The organism is Gluconobacter oxydans DSM 3504 (assembly GCF_000583855.1).
Classification (GTDB): Bacteria; Pseudomonadota; Alphaproteobacteria; order Acetobacterales; family Acetobacteraceae; genus Gluconobacter; species Gluconobacter oxydans.
This window is the reverse complement of record NZ_CP004373.1, coordinates 1927413-1948229: the sequence shown is the minus strand read 5'-3', so window position 1 is coordinate 1948229 and position 20817 is coordinate 1927413. Positions and strand designations below refer to the sequence as shown.

General features: G+C 61.8%; 16 protein-coding genes. 10 read left to right on the top strand and 6 right to left on the bottom strand.

The features are described from left to right. Positions 1–2 precede the first annotated feature (2 nt). The gene (gene rimP, locus GLS_RS08585; protein ID WP_011253104.1) at positions 3–614 is read right to left on the bottom strand and encodes a ribosome maturation factor RimP; all 612 of its coding nucleotides are present in this window, start codon (positions 612–614) and stop codon (positions 3–5) included. Between the two features lie 216 nt (positions 615–830). Here rimP and GLS_RS08580 point away from each other — a divergent pair, with 216 nt between their 5' ends. From GLS_RS08580 to GLS_RS08570, 3 genes are read left to right on the top strand one after another with little or no spacing between them, the layout of a single operon-like run. Next, positions 831–1442, top strand: coding sequence for a hypothetical protein (locus GLS_RS08580; RefSeq protein ID WP_011253103.1), 612 nt, complete (start codon positions 831–833; stop codon positions 1440–1442). A gap of 33 nt (positions 1443–1475) precedes the next feature. Continuing rightward, on the top strand, positions 1476–2729 hold the full coding sequence (locus GLS_RS08575; RefSeq protein ID WP_034954447.1) for an AAA family ATPase: 1254 nt from the start codon (positions 1476–1478) through the stop codon (positions 2727–2729). Positions 2730–2732: 3 nt separating this feature from the next. Then, on the top strand, positions 2733–3677 hold the full coding sequence (locus tag GLS_RS08570; RefSeq protein ID WP_041111909.1) for a hypothetical protein: 945 nt from the start codon (positions 2733–2735) through the stop codon (positions 3675–3677). Positions 3678–3710: 33 nt separating this feature from the next. Here the strand turns inward: GLS_RS08570 and GLS_RS08565 are convergent, their stop codons facing one another. Both GLS_RS08565 and GLS_RS08560 read right to left on the bottom strand, forming a co-directional pair. After that, positions 3711–5237, bottom strand: coding sequence for an ABC transporter substrate-binding protein/permease (locus tag GLS_RS08565; protein WP_041112803.1), 1527 nt, complete (start codon positions 5235–5237; stop codon positions 3711–3713). Further along, on the bottom strand, positions 5237–5983 hold the full coding sequence (locus GLS_RS08560; protein ID WP_049750777.1) for an amino acid ABC transporter ATP-binding protein: 747 nt from the start codon (positions 5981–5983) through the stop codon (positions 5237–5239). The genes GLS_RS08565 and GLS_RS08560 overlap by 1 nt, the downstream gene beginning before the upstream one ends. A 237-nt stretch (positions 5984–6220) precedes the next feature. On the opposite strand from GLS_RS08560, the gene ccmA reads away from it, so the two are divergent. The 3 genes from ccmA to GLS_RS08545 all read left to right on the top strand — a co-directional run bounded on the left by ccmA (position 6221) and on the right by GLS_RS08545 (position 10942). After that, entirely contained in the window at positions 6221–6856 is a 636-nt protein-coding gene (gene ccmA / locus GLS_RS08555; protein ID WP_052327539.1) for a heme ABC exporter ATP-binding protein CcmA, read from the top strand. Beyond that, positions 6853–7518 carry a heme exporter protein CcmB gene (gene ccmB / locus GLS_RS08550; protein ID WP_011253095.1) on the top strand — a complete coding sequence of 222 codons (666 nt, stop codon included), beginning with the start codon at positions 6853–6855 and terminating at the stop codon, positions 7516–7518. Before ccmA ends, ccmB begins: the two co-directional genes overlap by 4 nt. A gap of 103 nt (positions 7519–7621) precedes the next feature. Next, positions 7622–10942, top strand: a complete 3321-nt coding sequence (locus GLS_RS08545; protein WP_041111908.1) for a S41 family peptidase — start codon at positions 7622–7624, stop codon at positions 10940–10942. Positions 10943–11294: 352 nt separating this feature from the next. Here GLS_RS08545 and GLS_RS08535 read toward each other — a convergent pair whose 3' ends face one another. Further along, positions 11295–11843, bottom strand: coding sequence for a cytochrome b (locus GLS_RS08535; protein ID WP_041111906.1), 549 nt, complete (start codon positions 11841–11843; stop codon positions 11295–11297). 145 nt (positions 11844–11988) lie between these two features. On the opposite strand from GLS_RS08535, the gene GLS_RS08530 reads away from it, so the two are divergent. Both GLS_RS08530 and GLS_RS08525 read left to right on the top strand, forming a co-directional pair. Next, a complete protein-coding gene (locus GLS_RS08530) occupies positions 11989–12567 on the top strand; it encodes a YqaA family protein (protein ID WP_041111905.1) in 579 nt (192 codons plus the stop codon). 450 nt (positions 12568–13017) lie between these two features. Next, a complete protein-coding gene (locus GLS_RS08525) occupies positions 13018–14856 on the top strand; it encodes a Hint domain-containing protein (protein ID WP_080691939.1) in 1839 nt (612 codons plus the stop codon). 139 nt (positions 14857–14995) lie between these two features. Here the strand turns inward: GLS_RS08525 and GLS_RS08520 are convergent, their stop codons facing one another. Then, positions 14996–16960 (bottom strand): transglycosylase SLT domain-containing protein, encoded by a 1965-nt coding sequence (locus GLS_RS08520; protein ID WP_193363804.1) that lies wholly within the window; start codon positions 16958–16960, stop codon positions 14996–14998. Positions 16961–17142: 182 nt separating this feature from the next. Continuing rightward, positions 17143–17988, bottom strand: coding sequence for a uracil-DNA glycosylase (locus tag GLS_RS08515; protein WP_041111904.1), 846 nt, complete (start codon positions 17986–17988; stop codon positions 17143–17145). A 100-nt stretch (positions 17989–18088) separates the two neighbouring features. Between GLS_RS08515 and GLS_RS08510 the strand changes: the two genes are divergently transcribed. Then, positions 18089–19864, top strand: a complete 1776-nt coding sequence (locus tag GLS_RS08510; RefSeq protein WP_041111903.1) for a tetratricopeptide repeat protein — start codon at positions 18089–18091, stop codon at positions 19862–19864. After that, the gene (locus GLS_RS08505; protein ID WP_052327538.1) at positions 19861–20790 is read left to right on the top strand and encodes a 4-(cytidine 5'-diphospho)-2-C-methyl-D-erythritol kinase; all 930 of its coding nucleotides are present in this window, start codon (positions 19861–19863) and stop codon (positions 20788–20790) included. The genes GLS_RS08510 and GLS_RS08505 overlap by 4 nt, the downstream gene beginning before the upstream one ends. The last annotated feature ends 27 nt before the right edge of the window (positions 20791–20817 follow it).

Sequence of the window (20817 nt, the reverse complement as noted above, 5' to 3'; positions counted from 1 at the left end):
CATCACTTTTTCCCCGGCTTCTTCGGATTCAGTTTGGGCGCCTGGCGCGCTTCCCCGCCATCTTCCCCTTCGGAGCTGACCCCTGCAAGGGCAGCGCTCGCTTCGATCAGCGCATCGGTCAGGACCAGACGGGCCTTGCGGATGTCCACCAGCGGCAGGACAGCCTCGGTCCCGTCATCCAGACGGATGATGGCATTGCCGTCCCGTGCGCCCATGACGGTGCCCGAGAAGCGGCGACGGCCGTTGAGCGGTACGTCCAGCTCGGCCTTCGCCAGATGGCCGGCGAATCGCTCCCAGTCCTTGGCGCGTGTCAGCGGACGGTCGATCCCTGCGGACGAAACTTCCAGCATCCACGCACCAGGAATCGGATCGTCAACGTCCAGGATGGCGCCGGCAGCGTGGCTGATCTGCTCGCAGTCTTCCACCGAGATCAGAGAGCCGTTCGCACGGTCCGCCATGATCTGGATCGTCGGGGTGTCGCGTCCCAGCACGGACAGACGCACGAGCTCGTAGCCCAGATCGGCCAGCGTCGGTGCGATCCGCTCCGCAATGCGGGCTTCCAGCCCCGTGAGATGGGGCAGTTCGATGTCGGAAGAGGCGTTCTGCTGAGACAAGACAAAAAAGGCGGCCCGTCAGGGCCACCCCCCAAATGAGCGGAAGATGAATGGAATGTGCCTTATGTAAGTCACCTCCCCGCAGGACGCAAGAGGAACGCAAATCCCGTTGTTCCTGAGCCTCTTATCCATTGGGCGAGTCGAAAGATTTGTTTACATTCCCATATCTCGAAAGCCCTTGTCTTCGAACGCCGTCGGGAGTGAGATGGTTCTGAAATGACTTCCCAGTACGAGCCCCGTCCAGAACCGCGCGCCCAGCCGCTGCCCTCCGAACCGGCATCCCGCAGCCGGGCGCTGTGGGGCGGAGGCGGCCTGATCGCTGCCCTGACGGTCGGGGCCGGGGCCTTTTTCTACACGCATAATACAGCCGCGCCCCCCGTCCCTGCGGTCGCACCGCCGTCCCAGAGCACACCAGCCGTGCCGGCCGCCCAGACCGCCGCGGTCCAGCTTTCCATGCTTCCCCCCGCGAAGGCCCCGGCCGCCCTCGCAAAGAGCGGCTTCAGCCCTGCCGACCGCGCGCGCATTCTCGCGGCGGTGAAGGATGGCAAGATGCGGCTCGTGGAAATGCCGGTGCTAGATGCATCGGGCGCAGTGGGCCAGACCATTGACGTTACGGTCTCGGGTCTGACGCAGCGCGTCGTCCTGACGGGCAAGTTCCAGCATCTGGTCATTCCCATTGTCGAAGCCGGGCAGATCCTCATCGCACCTGTCAGCATGCCCCATGCTCCGGCCCTGACCATCGGAGCGCTGACAGCCCTCGGTCCCGAAGCCCTGCCCGCCCTGATGACGCTCGACCAGCGCGTCCTGCTCAACGTGATCGTCCAGTAAGGAACCGCCCCGGTGTTCAAGTCCCTCGTTCCCATGCTCAACCGGGCCATGCCGCTGATGATGGCGGCCTTCCTCATTCTGGCAGTGATTCAGGTCGCGGTCATGCTACACCTGTCGCTAAACGGGCTGTGGGCCGCCATCGAATGGGGACGGCGTTTCTATCTTCCGCTGGCAGGCATCAGTGCCCTTCTGGCAGTCACGGGACTGGCGTATGAAACGTCAGCCGAAAAACTGGCGCGTCGCGGACTGCGCCGCAGGAAAGGTCTCATCATGGATGTTCTCAGCCGTCTGACAAACCGCGGAGCCCTTGAAGAGCTCATGGCCCGCGAACAGCGCGAAACCGTCATCGACGCCGACGAACTGGCCGCCTCGCTGCGTGCCCGTGTCATCGGACAGGACCAGGTCTGCGAAGACATCGCCCAGCAGATGCGCCGTCGCCTAGCCCTTCAGGTCCGCGGCAAACCCGTCGGCATCTTTCTGCTCGCCGGCCCTCCGGGCACCGGCAAGACCTATCTGGCCAAGCAGATGGCCAAGCAGATGGAACGCCCCCTGCTGCATTTCGACATGACGCAGATGTCCAGCGCCCATGCCGCGACCCAGCTTTTCGGCTCGCCCAAGGGCTATGTGGGGTCGGACACCTTCGGCAAGCTGACCGGCGGCCTCAAGGATCATCCGGATGCCGTGGTGCTGCTCGACGAGATCGAGAAGGCCCATCCGGACGTCTTCAAAAAGTTCCTCACGGCCTGGAACGACGGCCATGTCACGGAAGCCTCCACGGGTGAGCAGGTCTCCACGACCCGTGCGATCTTCATGCTGACGTCCAACGTTGCAACCGAGGCCCTGACCGAAATCGCCGACCGCCTCGCCAACGAACCTGAGAAGATGCGCGCCGAGTCGGTGGAGGCCCTGCGCAAGTCCGGCTTCGCCCCCGAGGTGCTGAACCGTCTGGACCGTATTTTCATTTTCCGGGCCCTGCGCGGACTGGATCTGGCCCGCGTCGCGGCACTCGAGATCGAGGCCATGATCGAAGGCTACGGCCTGCATGTCGAAACCGGCGGCATCGATGCCGGAGTGCTGTTCCAGGTCATGGTCAAGCAGAAGAACCTCGGCACCGGCGCGAGCGCGCGTGACCTTGTCCGCTCCATCGAGGACATGGTCAGCGAAAGCCTCATCGTCGCCCGTCAGCAGGGCGCCAAGCGCGTCCGTCTCGTCACGCAGGAGGACGGCACGGTCGTCACCGAAATCGCCAGCGATACCGAAACCCAGCTTGGCCGGGTGAGCCACTGATCCATGACGGCATTCGGACGGCTCTGGCGACGCGCGCCGCTCTGGCGCACGAGCGTGATCGTAACGGTAGGCGCGCTCGGCATGGCCGCCTTCTATCCCACCCCGGCGCTTAAAAAGGCCATGCCGTGGCTTCCGGGGCACCTGCCGGGGGCAACACCGTATAATGCAGGGTCCGGCGCATCACAGCCGGATGGACAACAAGGCGGCCAGTCCGGCGGCGCTCCGGGTCTGGGAGACCAGATCGGCGTGCCCGATCCCGGCATTGCCCAGCATGGCAGCATCACCATCGCCGGACGCACACTCCCACTTCCGGCGGGTGACTGGCATCCAATCCTGACGGCCCGGAGCGGCGCGCATGGTGAGCTGTCCCAGCAGGTTCTGGCCCGGACTGATCGCGGCGTTGTCTCCGGCGTCATCGTGGTCCGCGCCACGCAGCAGCCCGTTCCAGCCGATCTGGCAGAGCAGCTCGAAACGCCATGTCATGACGACCGTGACTATGCGGCCCATATTTCCGACAAGGCCGGCGTGTCGCAGGAATGCAGCTATACCAGCAATGCCGTGCTCGAAAACCAGAGCGTCAGCACGGACCCGTTCATCACGGCAGCGTTTTCGCGGATGCGCACCCTGGGCTTCCCGATCCCGAGCCTGATGATCAATGTCGGCTGGTATTATGCCGCGGCCGCAGGCAAGGGCACCGCTCATATCGAAACGGTAGAGACGCTCGTCGCCCCGATCGAACATGGATCACGCCAGCTTCTGGCGCCGCCGCAGTACTGGAACAAGGCGTCGGTTCACAAAAACCCGGACGCCGCCCAGTTCATTGATGCTCTGGATCGCTGGATGATCGGTTGGTCCCGCGTGCTGCGGCAGGGATTTGACGGAACGCTGGATACAGGAACGCTCGTGCCGCCGCTCATCAACGATCCGTCCGCGCCACGACCGGCCTGAACAGGGCCGCACAGGACGAACCGGGCACCCTATTCAGTGGTGCCCGGTTCCTGAAAACCCACGGCCCAGCCGCCGCTCCGCCATCCGCGCTAGCCGCACAAACGGCAGCCCGAGCAGCAGATAGGCCAGACCAACCATGATCCCCGTTCCGAAATAATCGTAATAGGTGGACGACAGCCGCACATAGGTCTGGCTCAGTTCCGTAAGCGTAATGACAGAGACGAGCGAACTGTCCTTGAGCAGCGAAATGAAGTCGTTGGTCATGACCGGCACGACAGTCCGGAACGCCTGCGGCACGATCACGAGACGCAGCGCCTGCCAGTGCGTCATGTTCAGCGCAATCGCCGCTTCCATCTGCCCGCGCGGCACGGAGAGCAGACCGGCGCGGTAGTTTTCCGCCTCATAGGCCGCGTAGTTCAGGCCCAGCGACAGCACACCGGCCATGAATGGCGACAGGCGAATACCAAAGGCCGGCAGTCCATAGAAGATAAACAGCACCTGAATCAGCAGCGGCGTTCCGCGCACCACCTCAACATACACGCCCGCAACAAAACGCAGCGGAGCCGCACCGTAATGCCGGGACAACGCCAGCAGAAGCCCGAGTGCCACGGCCAGAACCATGGCCAGCGCCGAAACCGCCAACGTCATGAGCGCCGCCTGCCCGATCAGCGGCAGGAAACTCACATAGCGCCGGATCAGAACATGCCAGCCGCTGCCGGTCGTGTTCGCCATGGCCTGCCGGTAATGGTCCCATTCCGTCGGCGCGATGTCGGGCTGGCTGTTATCCCCAGTGTAGTTCGCCATCAGCGGCGTCCACAGGTTCCAGCGCGCCAGAATGCGGTGCAGCGTTCCGTCCTGGATGATCTCGCCCAGTGCCGCATCCACCTGATCGCGCAGCGCGCGGTTCTCCGGCGAGAAGGCGATCCCGTATTCCATGCTGCCGATCGGCTCGCCCACGAGCTTCATATCCGGCGAGATACTGCCATAATAAAGGGCAATCGGCGCATCGAGCAGGATCGCATCCAGACGCCCATTCCGCAGATCCGAGAACGCATTCGTCTCTTCTTCATAGGAGCGCACGTTCGAGCCACCCTGCCGGCGCAGCATCCGCTCCGCCGTGGTGTCCTTGATCGTCCCGATAGTATGGCCCTTGAGGGCGTCCATCGTATCCAGACCGTTCTGGTCGTGCCGGACGATGATGCGCTCGCTCGTCACATAATAGGGCCGCGAGAACAGGACAGCCGCCTTGTGCTCCGGCGTCATCTCGATGCCGTCGAGCACCATCCCGTACAGACCGCGAGACAGGCCGGGGATCAGCCCGTCCCAGTCATTCTGGATGAACTTCGCCTTCCGGTGCATCCGCGCGGCGATCTCGTTGACCAGTTCGTACTCGAAGCCGGTCATTTGGGATTCATGGGCGGGGTCGTGGAAGACGTAAGGCACATTCGCCTCACCATCCGATGCCCAGAGCAGCTCCTGCGACGCAGCGGGCGCGTCTGCCAGCGCGATGGAAACGGGGCTGATGGCAAGCGCCAGCAGGAGTGCGAAAAGTTTTTTCATCACAGCAGCGTCCGCAGGAACCGGCGTGTCCGTCCCTCCTGGGGGTTGGCGAACATCAGGTCCGGATCACCGCTCTCGACGATTTCCCCACCTTCGACAAACAGAACACGGTCCGACGCCGCGCGCGCAAAACGCATGTCATGCGTCACGACTAACTGCGTCATGCCCTCGTCATCCAGCGCCCGCATGACGGACAGCACTTCCTCGGAAAGCTCAGGGTCGAGCGCGGATGTCGGTTCGTCATACAGCATCACGGACGGCTTCATCGCCAGAGCGCGCGCAATGGCCGCGCGCTGCTTCTGACCGCCTGAAAGACTGTCCGGATACCGGTCCTTGACGGCCGCAAGCCCGACCTTCGCCAGAAGTTCGCAGGCGATGGACTGCGCCTCGTCACGCGACATTTTCTTGACCTGGATCGGCGCCATCATGACGTTGTCCAGCACCGTGCGATGGGGAAACAGGTTGAAGGCCTGAAACACCATGCCGACATGCGAGCGCAGCTTATGGGCCTCGGCCTCATTGGCGCGGCTCCAGTGCTTGCCCGTGCACGCGACTGTCACATCCTCGATCCGGACAGAGCCCGCATCCGGATGTTCCAGAAAATTCAGGCAGCGCAGGAACGTGGACTTGCCACATCCCGAAGGCCCGATCATCGAGATCAGTTCGCCGCGCTCCACGTCGAGCGACAGGCCCTTCAGAACCTCGTTCCCACCAAAGGACTTGGCGATACCACTCGCCTGCAGCACCAGATCAGCCAGTTCCGGAAACCCTCGAAAAAAGAGATGCACGATCACATGACCGCGCAGCCCTCATAACGGACCTGCGCCAGTGTATCGAGACCTTAATACAGTGCGCGACACAATTCATACGATCATCATATTCGCCGCACCGCACCCGCGGCCCTTGCGAAGCACGTCCGCAGGGTCTCTAAAACAGAAAGACACACACCGGGACAGAGCCGAACCCGCGCATGAGACCCTTTGATGACCAGCCCGTCTGACTTCCCTACGCCCCCCGTCCCCGGACGCCTGCTCGACGTCGAGGACGTCACGGTCTTCCGTGGGGACCGGCTGGTTCTCGACGGTGTCTCCCTGACGCTGGATGCCGGGGATGCCATGATCCTGACGGGGCCGAACGGCGCCGGAAAATCCACCCTCCTGCGCACGATTTCCGGTCTGCGCCGCCCCGATTCAGGGGAAGTCATCCGTTATGGCAACCTAGCCTGGCTCGGCCATCAGGACGCGCTCAAGCCCGGACTGACGCTGGCGCAGAACCTGGCCCTGGCTGAAAAGCTCGGCACCAACAGTCTGCCCGATGCCCTTGAAGCGCTGGATCTCACCCATCTGACCGACCTTCCAGCACGCCTCCTGTCCTCCGGACAGAAGCGCCGCGCCGCTTTTGCCCGCGTCATGCTTTCCGGGGCTCCACTGTGGCTGCTGGACGAGCCGACTGTCGGGCTGGATGTCGCCAGTATCGAACGTCTCGGTGCCGTCATGGCAGCCCATCGCGCCAAGGGTGGTGCCATGATCGTCACGACGCATGTCCCGCTTCCCCTCGACAACACCCGCTCGCACGAGTTGCCCTCGCTCGCACATGTAGAGTCCTTCTGGCTGTCATGACCGCTTTTCTTGCCCTGATCGACCGTGACCTCCGTCTGGCGTTCCGCTTCGGTGCCGACACACTGGCCTCTCTGCTGTTCTTTATCTTATGCGGCAGCCTGTTCCCGCTTGCGCTCGGCCCCTCGCCGGACCTGCTGCGACACATGGGGCCAGGCATCATCTGGGTCTGCGCCCTGCTCGCCTGCCTGCTCCCGCTGGACCGGCTGTTCGGAGCCGAACTCGAAGATGGCTCCCTTGACCTGCTGATGCTGACCGGCCCGGCCCCGGCTGCCGTGGCGTTCGCCAAAATGGCGGCCCACTGGCTAACGACCGGCCTGCCGCTGCTGATCGCCAGTATCCCGCTCGGCATCATGCTCGGCGTCAAAGGATCGGAACTTCCGCTCCTGCTGCTCGGCCTTGCGATGGGCACGATGTCCCTCTCGCTCCTCGGCGGCATGGCGGCTTCGATCGTCCTGGGTGCGCGGCGGGGTGGCGTGCTGCTGCCACTTCTGGTCCTGCCGCTTGCAACGCCTGTGCTGATCTTCGGCGCGGCGTCATCCTATGCCGGACAGCTTGCGACGTCTCCTGCCGCCAGTCTGGATCTGCTGGGAGCCTGCCTGTTCGCGTGCCTGCCGCTGTGCCCCCTCGCCGCCGGACAGGGCCTGAAAGCCGCCGTGGGCTGAAAGACGCGTCATACCTTAACAGGTTGTCATCCGCAGGCCTTTGACGACATGACGCCTTTGTGAAACGACTGGACCATATTCGTTTCATATCGAGATCATCGTCATGCCCAAACGCCCTTCGCTCAGAAGCTCCCTTTTGTCCTGCGCAGCCCTGATGGGGCTGGGTCTCGGCGTCGCTCAGGCCGAGCCGGGCTATCTGCGTGAACCCTCGATCTCCGGCCAGACCGTCCTGTTCAATGCCGAGCAGTCCGTCTGGAGCGTACCGCTCGCTGGCGGGCAGGCCCAGCGCCTGACGACCGTGCCGCAGGGGGCCAACGCCATTGATCCGCACCCTGTCATTTCCCCGGACGGCACTCAGATCGCGTTTGCCGCCAATTTCGACGGCCCGACCGAAATCTATGTCATGCCCCGCAGCGGCGGTACGCCCCGGCGCCTGACATTCGAGAACGTCGCCCGCCTGAAGATCATCGGCTGGGACGCCCATGCCGGCATCCTCTACGCCGCCCCCGCCGCCACGGGGCCGTATTACACCCAGACCGTCACCGCCATTGATCCGAAGACCAGCGCAAAGCACGTCTTCCCGCTCTCCGGCGTCAATGATGCTGCCCTCAGCCCGGACGGACGCTGGCTCTATGCGGTCCGCTTCGGCTTGGCTACGACCGGCGATCACATGCGCGCCTATCGCGGTGGCGCCCTGTCCCAGCTCTGGCGTTTCGATCTTCAGAACGGCAAGGAAGCCGAGCGCATCGGCACGCATGACGCCAATCTCATCCGCCCGATGCCCTGGCGTGACCGGCTGATCGTCATTTCGGACGAGAACGGCCGCTACAATCTGTGGAGCCTCGCCACGGACGGCTCGGACGCCAAGCAGCTCACCCATTTCACGGATTACAGCGTCCTCGAAGCCTCCATTTCCGGCGACCATATCGTGATGCGCAAAGGCGCGGACCTGTTCGATTTCAATCTGGCGAGCGGCGAGACCACCCCCATCAAAGTGGAGCTGACCTCCGACAACCTGCCCCGCAGCCCGTACTGGCTGGAGAAGCCCACGCGCTTCCTGACCGCATCGGCCATCTCCCCTAAGGGTGAGACCGCGGCCTTCACCATGCGCGGCCATGTCGTCGTCGCAGGCGCTTCGCCCCGCCGCGTCGTCGTCCTCGCCACCCCTGACAATGTGCGCCTGCGCCTCGCCCAGATCACGCCGGACGGCAAATCCGTCATCGCCTTCAGTGACATCAACGGCGATTCCGCCCTGTGGCGCTTTGCAGCAGACGGCAGCGGCAAGGGCGAGGCCATCACCCAGCCCTCCCCGACCGAACCCGTGATCCTCTCGCTCTCACCGGATGGAAAATACGCAGCCCATACCGATCTTCTGGGCCGGCTGTGGCTGACTGACCTCTCCACAAAGGCTGACAAGCTCGTCGATAACGCCACGCAGGACGGCACGAACGTCTTCGACTCCCTGTCATGGTCCTCAGACGGGCATGTTCTGGCTTTCGTGCGTACCCGTGGTGCGAATCTGCGTCGTCAGATCGCGCTCTATGTTCCCGCTACCGGCCAGACGAACTGGGTCACGGACGGACGCTACGAATCCTATACGCCCAGCTTCTCTCCGGACGGGAAATGGCTGTGGTTCCTTTCGGACCGCACCTTCTCGCTGTCCAATGGTTCGCCCTGGGGTGACCGCAATATCGGTCCGGCCTTCCCGAAGCGGACCGGCATTTACGCCCTCGCCCTTCAGGCCGGAGAACGCTTCCCGTTCCAGCCCGCCACCGAGCTGGACCCGGCGGACAAAAAGCCCGATGCCGACAAGAAAGATGACAAGAAGAAGGACGGAGACAAGAAAAAGGCTCTCCCCGCCATCGAATGGGCCGGTCTTGCGACACGTCTGTATCAGGCTCCCGTCCCGGCCGGGGACTATAGTGGTCTCGGCGTGTCTGACGAGTATCTGTTCACCATCGACAGCTCCGGCTCCGGCGATGGTCCGGGCGATCTGAAGTCGATCCATATCGACAATAACGAACACAAGATCGAAACCTACGCCGCCAAGATCTCGGATTTCGACATCACGCCCGACGGCAAGACCCTGCTGACCCTCAGCCGTAAGGGCAAGAACGCTCCCGATCTGCTCCTGACGCCTGCGGGAGAAAAGCAGCCCAAGGAACTGGCCGGCAAGAAGATCGAACTCGACCATCTGCGCCTGCGGATCGACCCCGGACAGGAGTGGTCGGACGAATTCGTGGATGCCTGGCGTCTGCACCGCGACCATTACTATGACCGCGACCTGCACGGCGTGGACTGGAAAGCCGTGCGTGCCCATTTCGCGCCCTTCGTGGATCGTCTCGGGGACCGCGCGGATCTCGACGATCTGCTGGGCCAGATGGTGGCGGAAATCGGGGCCATGCACTCGCAGCTCCACGCGCCCACAACCGTCGATCAGCCCGCGTCCAGCCTCATTGCGGGCCTTGGCGCGCATCTGACGCATGAGGACAGCGGCTTCCGCATCGATCACATCTATCAGGGCGACCGCGACCTCCCGGACCAGCAGTCCCCGCTGGCGGCTCCGGGCGTGGATGCCCGTAACGGAGACCTGATCGTCGCCGTCAACGGGCAGCCCACGGCTGGACAACCCGATCTGGGCTCGCTGCTTGCCGATCAGGCCGGAAAGCAGGTTCTCCTGACGCTCTCGCGCGCCGGAAAGGAACACAAGGTTATCGTAACCCCCGTTCCTTATATGAAGGAACGTGACCTGCGTGCGCGGGACTGGGAAGTTGGTCGTGCGGATGTCGTCGATCGCGCCAGCCACGGCCGCATCGGCTATCTGCACCTGCAATCCATGGTCGGGGACGACATGGAAGCCTTCGCCCGCGAGTTCTACGCCAATATCGACAAGGACGGCCTGATCGTGGACGTCCGTGGCAATACGGGCGGCAATATCGACAGCTGGGTTCTGACGCAGCTCATGCGTCGCCCGTGGATGTTCTGGGGCCGCTACGGCAATGCACCTTCGGTGGACATGCAGCAATCCTTTCAGGGGCGCCTGATCGTCCTGTCCGATGAGATGACCTATTCGGATGGTGAGACTTTCTCGCAGGGCATCAAGTCTCTGCACATCGCTCCGCTGCTCGGCGAACGCACGGCGGGTGCCGGTGTCTGGCTGTCTGACGGGGATCGTCTGATCGACAACGGCAATGCCCGTACGGCCGAAAACCCGTATTTCGACCTGAACGGACACTGGCTGGTCGAGAACAGGGGCGTTTCTCCGGACATCGAAGTCGAGAACATGCCGGTCGCCACCTTCAACGGACAGGACCAGCAGCTCGACGCCGCCATCGCCTGGCTTCGCAAGGACATGGCTGACCACCCGCGCATAAATCTCAAGCCCGAGGCTTTCCCGGTGCAGCAACCCGCTGCCCCTCGTTAATCCTGAAAGGTTCTGATGGATCGGCAGACTGCTGATCCATCAGCATACAACGACATGCCGACTGCCAGAGCAGCCATCAGATCTGTCGATGACTCAACAAAATCAGGTCAGACCCGATGATGAAATTTTCGTTGGCGGTTCTGGCTGCGGTTTCAGTTCTTCTATTTGTGTATGTTATATTAAATCATAGAAATATTTTCATATATAAAAGTATATTTGCCAATATAATTCTATTGTTTCTTGTAATTTTTCTGTTTCTAATAATATTTTATGCTTTTTATATAATTTACCTGCTTATTTTCATAATACAATAGAACATCATCAAATAATGGCACACTCTATGGATCAGGATTCAGAGCATCCGGTCCATGATGCTGTCCTTGCGACCATAGCGATGAAGCAGCGCGGCGATCACATGCCCGGCGATCAGCATTCCCAGAACCCATGACGAGAACTGGTGCAGCACATTCACCAGCGGCACGAAAACCGGTGCCTTATGCGCCAGGGGCGGCAGATTGACGATCCACATCATCGGGATCGGCAGTCCATGAACCGAACTCCGTACCCATCCCGTCAGTGGCACGACCAGCATCATCGCATACAATCCGAAATGCCCGACCTGAACCGCCAGACGCTCCTCTTCAGGGATTTCCGATGACATGGCGGGGGGACGATGCGTTGCCCGCCAGACAAGCCGCAGGACCGTGAGGACGATGATGAACGGTCCGATCTCCTTGTGGATCAGCAGCAGGAGCGCCTTCTGCGACGTCGCCTCATGCGGCATGATCCGCCCTGCATAGAATCCGAGCAGCCAGAGCGGAATGATGATCGCCGCCATGCTCCAGTGAAACATCCTGGCCACAAGGGAATAACGCTGGATCGGCGGAAGGGTCTTGTCCATGAAACGGCAGCACTCCGGAAGAACGGTTCCGCTTTCTATAACCCGTTCCCTGGCCCGAACACACGTTGCGCAGGGTTACGGATTTTCAAGCGGGAGCAGGACGGCTAGGACAACCTGCACGCTCTCACAGGAACATCCGACCGCCATGCTGACACTGCTGTATACCCGCATTACCGAACTCGCCGCGTCTCCGCGCGCTGTGTGGTGGCTGGTCATTGTCGCGATGGCGGAGGCCTCGGTCTTTCCGCTGCCGGTGGACCTGATGCTCGTGCCCATGCTGCTTGCCAACCGCGAACGGGCCTGGTTTCTGGCTCTGGTCTGCACACTCGCCAGCGTTGCGGGCGGACTGATCGGCTGGATCCTCGGCGCGTTCCTCATGGAGCATGTCGGCATGCCAATCGCGCATTTCTATCATGCCGATCAGCGCATCCTGAACCTTGAGGCCATGTTCCGCCATTACGGTGTCTGGATCATCCTCGCCAAGGGCCTGACCCCACTCCCCTACAAATTCGTCACGCTGGCGGCCGGTGCCGCCCATTTCTCCCTGCTGCCCTTCATCGCCGCCAGCATCGTCACCCGGGGTGCCCGCTTCTTCCTCGAAGCCGCTCTGCTCCGCACGTTCGGCGAACCCATCCGTGACTTCATCGAAAAGCGTCTGGCCCTTGTTCTTCTGGGTGCCCTGATTCTCATCGCAGGCGGTATCGCCCTGATCGAGCTTTTATAAAAAAGTTTTAATGTTTGTATTTTTGACCCATTAAACCGGGTCGATGCCGGATATTTCAGGTCATCCGATAGAAATTCACGTCCAAAAAAAATCAAACATCGTTAATTCGATCGTTAAAATCGTTAAAATTTAAGTAACATATATGTGTCAAAAAATTGCCATAAATCAGAGACTTAAAACCAACAATACAGAAATATTAATCTGAAAATTCATCTGTTCAATTCCGCAAACAACCCGCAAAACGGCGTTGAAACAATGTGTTTGTAAAAGTTAATCAAAATCTTTCTGTATAGATTGTTTATCCAATAACTTATAGTTGAGTTAATTTTTTATTGATTAGAATCGCGAAAATGATCGAAGTGAATGCATCCTGTTTCTAAATGGTGAACACCACATCTTTAGAAGCCGGGTACGATGCTAGTACAATCCTAATTGCAGGGGAGAATTGGCATGACTTCGTATAGCGATGCTGATGCTACTTATACCGTCACGCAAACCGGTCTTTTTGGTCTCACAAGCGATGTGACCATTAAAGACAGCACAGGAAGTACCCTCTACACTCTTTCCGGTGTTCCTACGGGAAACATCATCACGGGCTCAGATTCAGTGAACGTCCTCGCAAGTCTACTGGGCGGGACTTATGTCAGTGTTCCCGGCTCGACCGGCGACATCAATATTCTTCTGAATGCCCTGAGTGCCGTTAATTTCTATATTGGCGGCGATACGACAGTCTCCCTGGGCGTCAGCGCCATTTCGGGGCTGACACTGAACGTCGTGGGCGGCCAGCTCAGCTTCTCCAGTGGCCTCGTTGCGAGCGCCCTGCAGGGCTCCACCATCAATATCAGCCAGGGCGGGACATACGTTTCCGGCTCCAATCTCGCCAGCGTCCTGACGGGATCTACAATCAACTTCGGTGCCGGCGGCGGAACACTGATCCTCAATGGCGGCGGAACGCTCATCGACCTGAGCGGTACAAGCATTACCAACTACAACCCCGCCAAAGACACGATCGAACTGCAGAATACCGTTACCGCGATCAGCGGTTATACGATCTCCGGCACGGGATCATCGCGCACGGTCACGCTCTTTGGCGGCAACAACAACACGCAGATCGCGACCTACACCGTAACCCTGGCCAGCGGCGCCACCCTTGCGGACGGCACCTATAACGCCCTGAGCGCCACCAACAATCCGCTCAAGATCACCTATTCCAACGGCAACACCTATATTGGTGTCTGCTTCCTCGCGGACTCTATGATCCGCACACCATCCGGCGAAACCCCGATCCAGGACCTCCGTACGGGTGACGAGATCCTGGCGTGGAACGAAGGCACACCTGCTGTCCGCAAGGTCATCTGGACCGGTCGGCGACAGGCCACCACCAACCCGTCCCTTCCGGATGACCAGGCGGGCTATCCCATCCGCATTCTCGCCAACGCCATCGCAGAGAATGTCCCCCACAAGGACATGCTGATCACGGCAGAACACTGCCTGTTCATGGACGGCCGGTTTGTCCCCGCGCGAATGCTGGTCAACGGCAGTTCCATCTTCTACGACCGCTCCCTGACCTCTTACGAATACTTCCACGTCGAGACCCGGGAACATTCCGTCATCATGGCCGACGGCATGCTGACCGAAAGCTATCTCGACACAGGCAACCGGCACACCTTCCGGCAGGATGGAAAAATCCTCGCCATCGGTGGCCAGCACAAAAGCTGGGAAGATGCCGCAGCGCCACTGGAAGTCAGCCGGGCCTTCGTCGAGCCCCTCTATCGCCAGATCGAAGCCCGCGCGCTTACTCACTGCCAGCTGGACAAATCAATGGCGAGCACGGGCCAGACCCCGCAAATCACAGAAGATCCCGATCTGCATCTCCTCGCATCAGACGGCCAGGTCATCTATCCGATGCGACAGACGAAAGACCGGGTCCTGTTCATGATTCCGCCAGGGATCAGCTCGGTCAGGCTCATGTCCCGCGCGTCGCGTCCCTGTGACACGATCGGTCCCTTCGTCGATGACCGTCGTGCCCTTGGCGTTCTTGTGGGTGATATCGTGTTTTTCGACTCAGGAAACACCACCGACCTCGAAGCTCATCTGGAGCATCAGCCCCTCGACGGATGGGCAGGGCCGGAAAACGCACGCTGCCGCTGGACGACCGGAAACGGTCTCATCCCGCTCGGCGAGCGCGCGCCTCTGCATTTCGGCGTTCTTTCCATCACCATCCTGGCGACCAACACCTATTTTACAGACACCGTCCTCCCCGAGGAACAGACGGCCCGTCGGGCCTGAAGGTGTAGGAAAACCACTGCGCGATCTGCTTACGGTTCCATTTATGACCGTGAGCAGATTTACGGTCTTTCATACGGACCCACAGCAGCGGAACAAAAAAAAGCCCCGGTCCAGGCCGGGGCTTTTTGTTCCGTCTCTTTTAGTTCAGCGCCATTCGCTCATGCGCCATGGCCTGCTCTTCCCCGAAGGACGGCCATTCGGACCGCGTCAGCGCCTTCAGCGACGGAGAGGGCAGCCCCATGCGGTGAGCATAAAGCCAGGTATAGGTCAGGGCGCGATGGACATAGTCCCGCGTTTCCCCATTGGGGAGCGTTTCCATAAAGAACAGCGGATCGTGCATATCCGCCTTCTGCGCCCCTTCCCAGCGGGCAATGGCCCCCGGGCCGGCATTATAGGAGGCCAGAACCCGGACCAGATCGCCGCCTTCGGGAGGCGTAACGGTTGCGATCCGGCTGGACTGGTTCGCCAGATACAGCACGTAGAGCTGCCCGATCTCCAGATTGGAGGACGGGTTGTGCAGACGGCTGACCATATCCGGCGCAACCGGGATCACCGCCACGCCATGCGAGTCATACGTCATGTGCGACGCGGTGACGAAGCTGGCCGTTACGGGACGGATCTGCATGAGGCCGTGCGCTCCGGCCCCTGACGTCGCCGAGGGGTCGAAATTGGATTCAACCCGCGTCAGGGCATAGACCAGCGCCGGGTTCATCCGGAAGCCATGGCTGGGCTTCAGGGACGGCAGGGGAAGCGGCGTCGGCTTCGTCACCTGCGCTTCCTGATGCATGATGAGAGAGGCGAGCTGTTCGGACAGATCTTCGTAACCCGCCGCCTGCGCCACGAGCTGAAGCGAGCGGGACCGCGCGCTGTCATCCGCAACATCGACCCACATCCGCCGGATCAGGTTCTCGGCCCGCATCCGCTCGCCGACCTGCAGCAGAGCGAAGAGTTGACGCCCCTGCGGAAGGGCCCCGACTGCCTCGACATCGATTTCCGCGAGAACGGGCACCGGATCGTGCAGCGTGATTTCCACGCCGCCATCCGGCAGACGCGCATGACCGTGGCGTCCGAGCTCAAGCGTCTGGGACGCCAGAATACCGTAGAACGTCTCGTGATGGATGGCGGCGCGATGGAGCCATTTCACATAGCCGACCATGTCATGACGCCGCCCTTCGGCACGCGCTGCCCAGAAGGCAGCGGCCGCGCGGAGCTCTACCGTCGTGACCGGCGCGTTGGCGGCGGACTGGAACAGGTCGTAGGCCGCCTCGATATGGCCTTCACGCCAGGCTGCCAGACCCGCGACATAAGCGGGCAGTCCGACCTGACTGTTGCCGCGGCCAAACCCCGCGCTGCCATGCCGCAGAGCCAGCAGGGTTTCGCCCTGGGACAGCAGCCCAAGAGCCACCTCCCCATAAAGCTGGGCGGCATAGGGTGCCGTCATGCCCGGCGTGATATCCACAAGATGAAGCGCGCTTTCCGCTCCCCGTACGCCGGAGAGCACCCGCTCCTGAACCGTCCGGTCCAGAAGCGGATTGCGCACAAAGGCATGAAGCAGGGGATCAACCGGAGCAGATGTGCCCTTCACGTCTTCAGCCCGCGCATCAGCGGCGAGCGGACGGACGAAGGACTGAGGCTGCACCGTTCCCGGAAGCGCAATTTTCAGCAGCAGGGCCTGAATACTGGTGGCATCGGGCTGGGAGGCATAGTCATGCAGCCATTCCCGGAGCTGCTCGACGGCCGGATGAGCGCCCGGCGCCAGATAGCGCTCCGCCAGCACATCCGGCAGCAGGACATGATCCGTCACCAGACGCATCTGATCCTGAACGATCCGGGCGTTGCCTTCCCGCTGGGCCTGGAAGATCAGCCGGTAGCGGCTGGCCATTGCAGCGGTAAGCGGATGGGGAAGCGAAACAATGCCATCCCCGCCCAGAGACGGACGGGCTTCGGCAAAAGCGGTTTCATCTCCCACCCGCTCCGGCTGAGGGGGGAGTTCTCGTGTGCTTGCCGCACGCGCCGGGGACAGTGAGCCACCGGCCAGAATCAGCACGCTGACGAGCAGAGCCCGTGCGTTACTGCCAGAAATGAAAGGGGTTGTCCTTCGCATAGCAGCGGGTTGCTACCCGCTTTGCATGCCGTTGGCAAGAACTTGTTAAGTTTGATGCAGCCTTGGACTGGGCAATGATATAACCCAACCTCAAAACAATCCAGTGGCAAACACCTGTCTTGGCGCGTTTTTTTACGTTTTCCCGAAGTTTTTTGACGATGCCATTTGTACCGGTTTGGTCCTCATCCCTCCGGAGCCAGTTTCTCCATCAGAATCAGCAGATCCTGCCACGCATTCCGCCGCGCAGCCGCACTGGCCCGCAGCTGAAGGGGGTGACGCATCGGCAGGAGCGGAACCGGAGTCGCAAGTCCGGGAACCAGAACCTCCGTCCACTTCCCGCGCAACCGTCCGACAGCTGCATCCGGCCCCAGCAGCATCTTCAGGGGCGTCACGCCCATCGTCACCAAAAAGCGGGGCCGACACAGGGCAATCGTCCGCAGCAGGAGCGGATGGCAGGCCTGCATCTCCGTATCGCTCGGAGTCCGCCCGCCTGGCGGTCGCCACGGCAGGGCCGGCGCCATGGATATCTGCCCCCGCTCCAGCCCGGCTGACCGCAGCATCTTCTCCAGCAGCGACCCCGCCTCTCCCGCAAAGAGTGTGCCGGACCGGTCCTCGTCTGCATCGGGTGCCTCACCGATCAGCATGAAAGGTGCGTCCTCCACGAAGACCGGTTCCAGCCGGTGCGTGGCAGTCCGGGCCAGAAACAGGTCGTCCGGTGCCTCTGTCAGCCGCATCAGAGTCGGAAGATCAGGCGCCTTCTCCAGCGCCTGCAGGGAGAGGCTCCCCGTTGCCGCTCCGGTAACCTTTACGCCGGCCGGACGCGTGCCATCCCACATTTCCGGCGAAGGCCGCGCAGCCGTCCGCTGCCCCTCCCCCTCACGCTGCGGCATGGAAGCAGGCAGCCGGGGGGCCGCCTCGGAAAGACGGTCCACGGGCAGTTCGCACAGAGCCTCGTCGGCTCCCCATTCATACTGAAGCTGGAGCGCGGCCAGAAGTTCGGCCCGGCTCACAACCGGCTGGGGCGTCATGATCTATCCGTTCTGGTTGCCTCCAGGCCAAAAGCCCTGCCCTCCGGAAAAGGAGGAGCGGTTGGCGTCAGGCCTCAAGAGGGCTAGAGTTTCGTCCATTATGCAGATCACACGCGGCTGGCCCAGATCATTCGAGGATTTTTCCCGTCCGCTCCGTCTGGCGCTTCCCGCTCTTGTGCTGGGTGGCTGCCTCACGGGGAGCGCCGCGGCCGCCGTTCCTCCCGCCATGCTGCCGGCCGTCAATCCCGAAAAATCCCTGACCGGCTGGATGATGGCCGCGACCGTCATGATGGAACGCGGAGACGTTTCCGCCGCCAATCTGGCGCTTTCACATGCCCTACCCCTCGCCCCGCACAATCTCCGGTTGCAGCATGATGCCCTGCGTTACGCCGCGATGGCCGGGAAACAGGCCGAGGCTGTCAGACTCGCCAACGCACTGCCCGATCATGACATCGGGAGCGATATCGGGACCCTCATTCTCGCGCAGGATGCCTTTGCCCGTCAGGACTGGGCCGAAATGCGCCGTATCCTGACCCGAAGCCCCCATCACGGTCCGCTCGTCGCCATTGCTGCCCCCACTCTCATGGCCTGGAGCCTTGCGGCCGAGGGACATGCCGACAAGGCCCTGAACCTGCTGGGAGAAGCGGCAGCCCAACCCGCGACCCGCAGACTGTATCTTCTGCATGCGGCCATGATCGCGGAATCCCTTCCCAACCCGCAGCTGGCGGGACAGCTTTATCACCGGACGGGAAATGCCTCCGGCGACCCACTCACACTCCAGATCCTCTATGCACAGCTCTATGGGAGCTGGCTCGAACGTCATGGCCGTCACAAGGAGGCCAGTGACGCCATCGCAGCCCTTGGCGTGACGTCTCCTCTGGCCTCTCTCGTCATCGGCCCGATTCAGCAGAGCCTTCCGCATCTGAAGAGCCCGAGCCCGGCCCTTGGCGGCGCGGTTCTCAACCTGCAGATCGCCCTCATGATCACGGATGTCATCCAGCAGGACGGCATTCCGCGGGACCCGGCCATCATTGCCCTGCAACAGGCCATTTTCCTTGATCCCGGCCTGACAATCGCGCGCATCTTTCTGGCGGACACCTTTCGGGAAGCCAACCAGATCTCCAGCGGACTGGCTGAACTGGATGGCATCCCGCCCTCCGATCCCCTCGCCGCCCTGGCCGCCCAGGAACGCATCAACCTGGCCCTGCGCTCGGGCGACCTGGAGCAGGAAGCCGATGCCCTGCATCGCGCCCTGACCCTGCGTCCCGACAATCCCGAATTCCTGATCCAGCTTGCGGAAGTCGAAGACCAGCGCGGCAACCATACGCAGGTCATTGATCTCTATACCCGCGCCCTCAAGGCTTCCCCGCCCCGCAAGGAGATCCTGTGGCCCATCCTGCTCGGCCGCGCGATGGCTGCGGAAGAGAGCGGCAACTGGCCGATGGTCCAGGATGACATGAAGCATGCGCTGGAACTCGCGCCAGACCAGCCCGAAGTGCTCAATTTCGTGGGTTATGCCAATATCGAGCATGATGCCGATCAGGCTCAGGCCCTTGCCATGCTGAAAAAGGCCGTCGATCTCCAGCCGACTGATGCCTCCATTCAGGACAGCTATGCCTGGGCCCTGCTCAAATATCGAGCGGATATCAAAACTGCGCTCCCCATCCTCGTACAGGCTGCGGAACATGCGCCCAGCGATGCTGAAATCGGCTACCATCTCGGCGTTGCCTACTGGTATCTCGGACGGCATACCGAAGCACAGGACCAGTGGAACCAGTCCCTGGACGACAACCCCCAGCCGCAGGATCGCGCCCTCCTGATGCAGGCGCTCCAGAACGGCGGCCCCCATCTCGCAGCTTTCGAACAGAAACAATGACCTTTCCAGACACGACTTCTTCCGCCGCTCCTCAGGCCACCGCGCACGCCAAGATCAACCTGTTCCTGCACATCACCGGCCGCCGCGATGACGGCTATCACCTGCTCGACAGTCTTGCCGTGTTCGCAGGCGCTGCAGACCGCGTTACCCTTACTGCTCCAAGCGACACCATGTCGCTGACGATCGACGGACCGTTCGGTAAGGGCCTTGAAGCGGACGATCAGAATCTCGTGCTCCGTGCCGCCCGCGCTCTTCAGGCCCAGGCTGGCACCACGATTGGCGGGCTGACTGAATCCTTTCATCTGGAACTGCAAAAGAACCTGCCCGTCTCATCCGGTATCGGTGGCGGGTCGGCTGATGCGGCCGCCACGCTCCGTCTGCTGGCGCGGGAATGGAATGTCGATCAGGCAGCCCTCTTTCCGATCGCCGAGACACTGGGAGCGGATGTTCCCGTCTGCGTTGCCCAGCGCCCGACCCGGATGCAGGGCATCGGGGAAATCCTCGCCCCCGCTCCGGTCCTGCCAGATGCAGGTCTCCTGCTGGTCAATCCGGGCGTCGGTGTCTCGACACCGGACGTTTTCCGGGCCTTCGCGGCAGGAGGCGGTATTGTTGAGCGTCCCGAGCCGTTTCTGCCTGACCGCTGGAACACGGCACAGGACATGGTGGCCGACCTAAACGCCACCACGAACGATCTTCAGGCCCCGGCCCTCTCACAATGCCCTGTCATCGGCACGGTCCTGGCCTCGATCGAGAGCCTGCCAGGCTGCCTGCTCAGCCGCATGAGCGGTTCGGGTGCCACCTGTTTCGGCATTTTCGCCAGCCCCGAAAGCGCTGTTGCCGCTGCCCACGTCCTGAATGCACAGAGCGCACGTCTGGGTTGGTGGACATGGGCGGGGGGCTTCCACCACACTGGGGCTTCCACCTGATCACAACGCAACCGGGCAGAAAGGCGA

What these genes read in the sequence shown, in the direction of transcription:
- GLS_RS08580 (WP_011253103.1), top strand. Translation starts at nt 831, where the DNA reads ATGACTTCCCAGTACGAGCCCCGTCCAGAACCGCGCGCCCAGCCGCTG.
- GLS_RS08575 (WP_034954447.1), top strand. Translation starts at nt 1,476, where the DNA reads ATGCTCAACCGGGCCATGCCGCTGATGATGGCGGCCTTCCTCATTCTG.
- GLS_RS08570 (WP_041111909.1), top strand. Translation starts at nt 2,733, where the DNA reads ATGACGGCATTCGGACGGCTCTGGCGACGCGCGCCGCTCTGGCGCACG.
- GLS_RS08565 (WP_041112803.1), bottom strand. Translation starts at nt 5,237, where the DNA reads ATGAAAAAACTTTTCGCACTCCTGCTGGCGCTTGCCATCAGCCCCGTT.
- ccmA (WP_052327539.1), top strand. Translation starts at nt 6,221, where the DNA reads ATGACCAGCCCGTCTGACTTCCCTACGCCCCCCGTCCCCGGACGCCTG.
- ccmB (WP_011253095.1), top strand. Translation starts at nt 6,853, where the DNA reads ATGACCGCTTTTCTTGCCCTGATCGACCGTGACCTCCGTCTGGCGTTC.
- GLS_RS08545 (WP_041111908.1), top strand. Translation starts at nt 7,622, where the DNA reads ATGCCCAAACGCCCTTCGCTCAGAAGCTCCCTTTTGTCCTGCGCAGCC.
- GLS_RS08535 (WP_041111906.1), bottom strand. Translation starts at nt 11,843, where the DNA reads ATGGACAAGACCCTTCCGCCGATCCAGCGTTATTCCCTTGTGGCCAGG.
- GLS_RS08530 (WP_041111905.1), top strand. Translation starts at nt 11,989, where the DNA reads ATGCTGACACTGCTGTATACCCGCATTACCGAACTCGCCGCGTCTCCG.
- GLS_RS08525 (WP_080691939.1), top strand. Translation starts at nt 13,018, where the DNA reads ATGACTTCGTATAGCGATGCTGATGCTACTTATACCGTCACGCAAACC.
- GLS_RS08520 (WP_193363804.1), bottom strand. Translation starts at nt 16,960, where the DNA reads ATGCGAAGGACAACCCCTTTCATTTCTGGCAGTAACGCACGGGCTCTG.
- GLS_RS08515 (WP_041111904.1), bottom strand. Translation starts at nt 17,988, where the DNA reads ATGACGCCCCAGCCGGTTGTGAGCCGGGCCGAACTTCTGGCCGCGCTC.
- GLS_RS08510 (WP_041111903.1), top strand. Translation starts at nt 18,089, where the DNA reads ATGCAGATCACACGCGGCTGGCCCAGATCATTCGAGGATTTTTCCCGT.
- GLS_RS08505 (WP_052327538.1), top strand. Translation starts at nt 19,861, where the DNA reads ATGACCTTTCCAGACACGACTTCTTCCGCCGCTCCTCAGGCCACCGCG.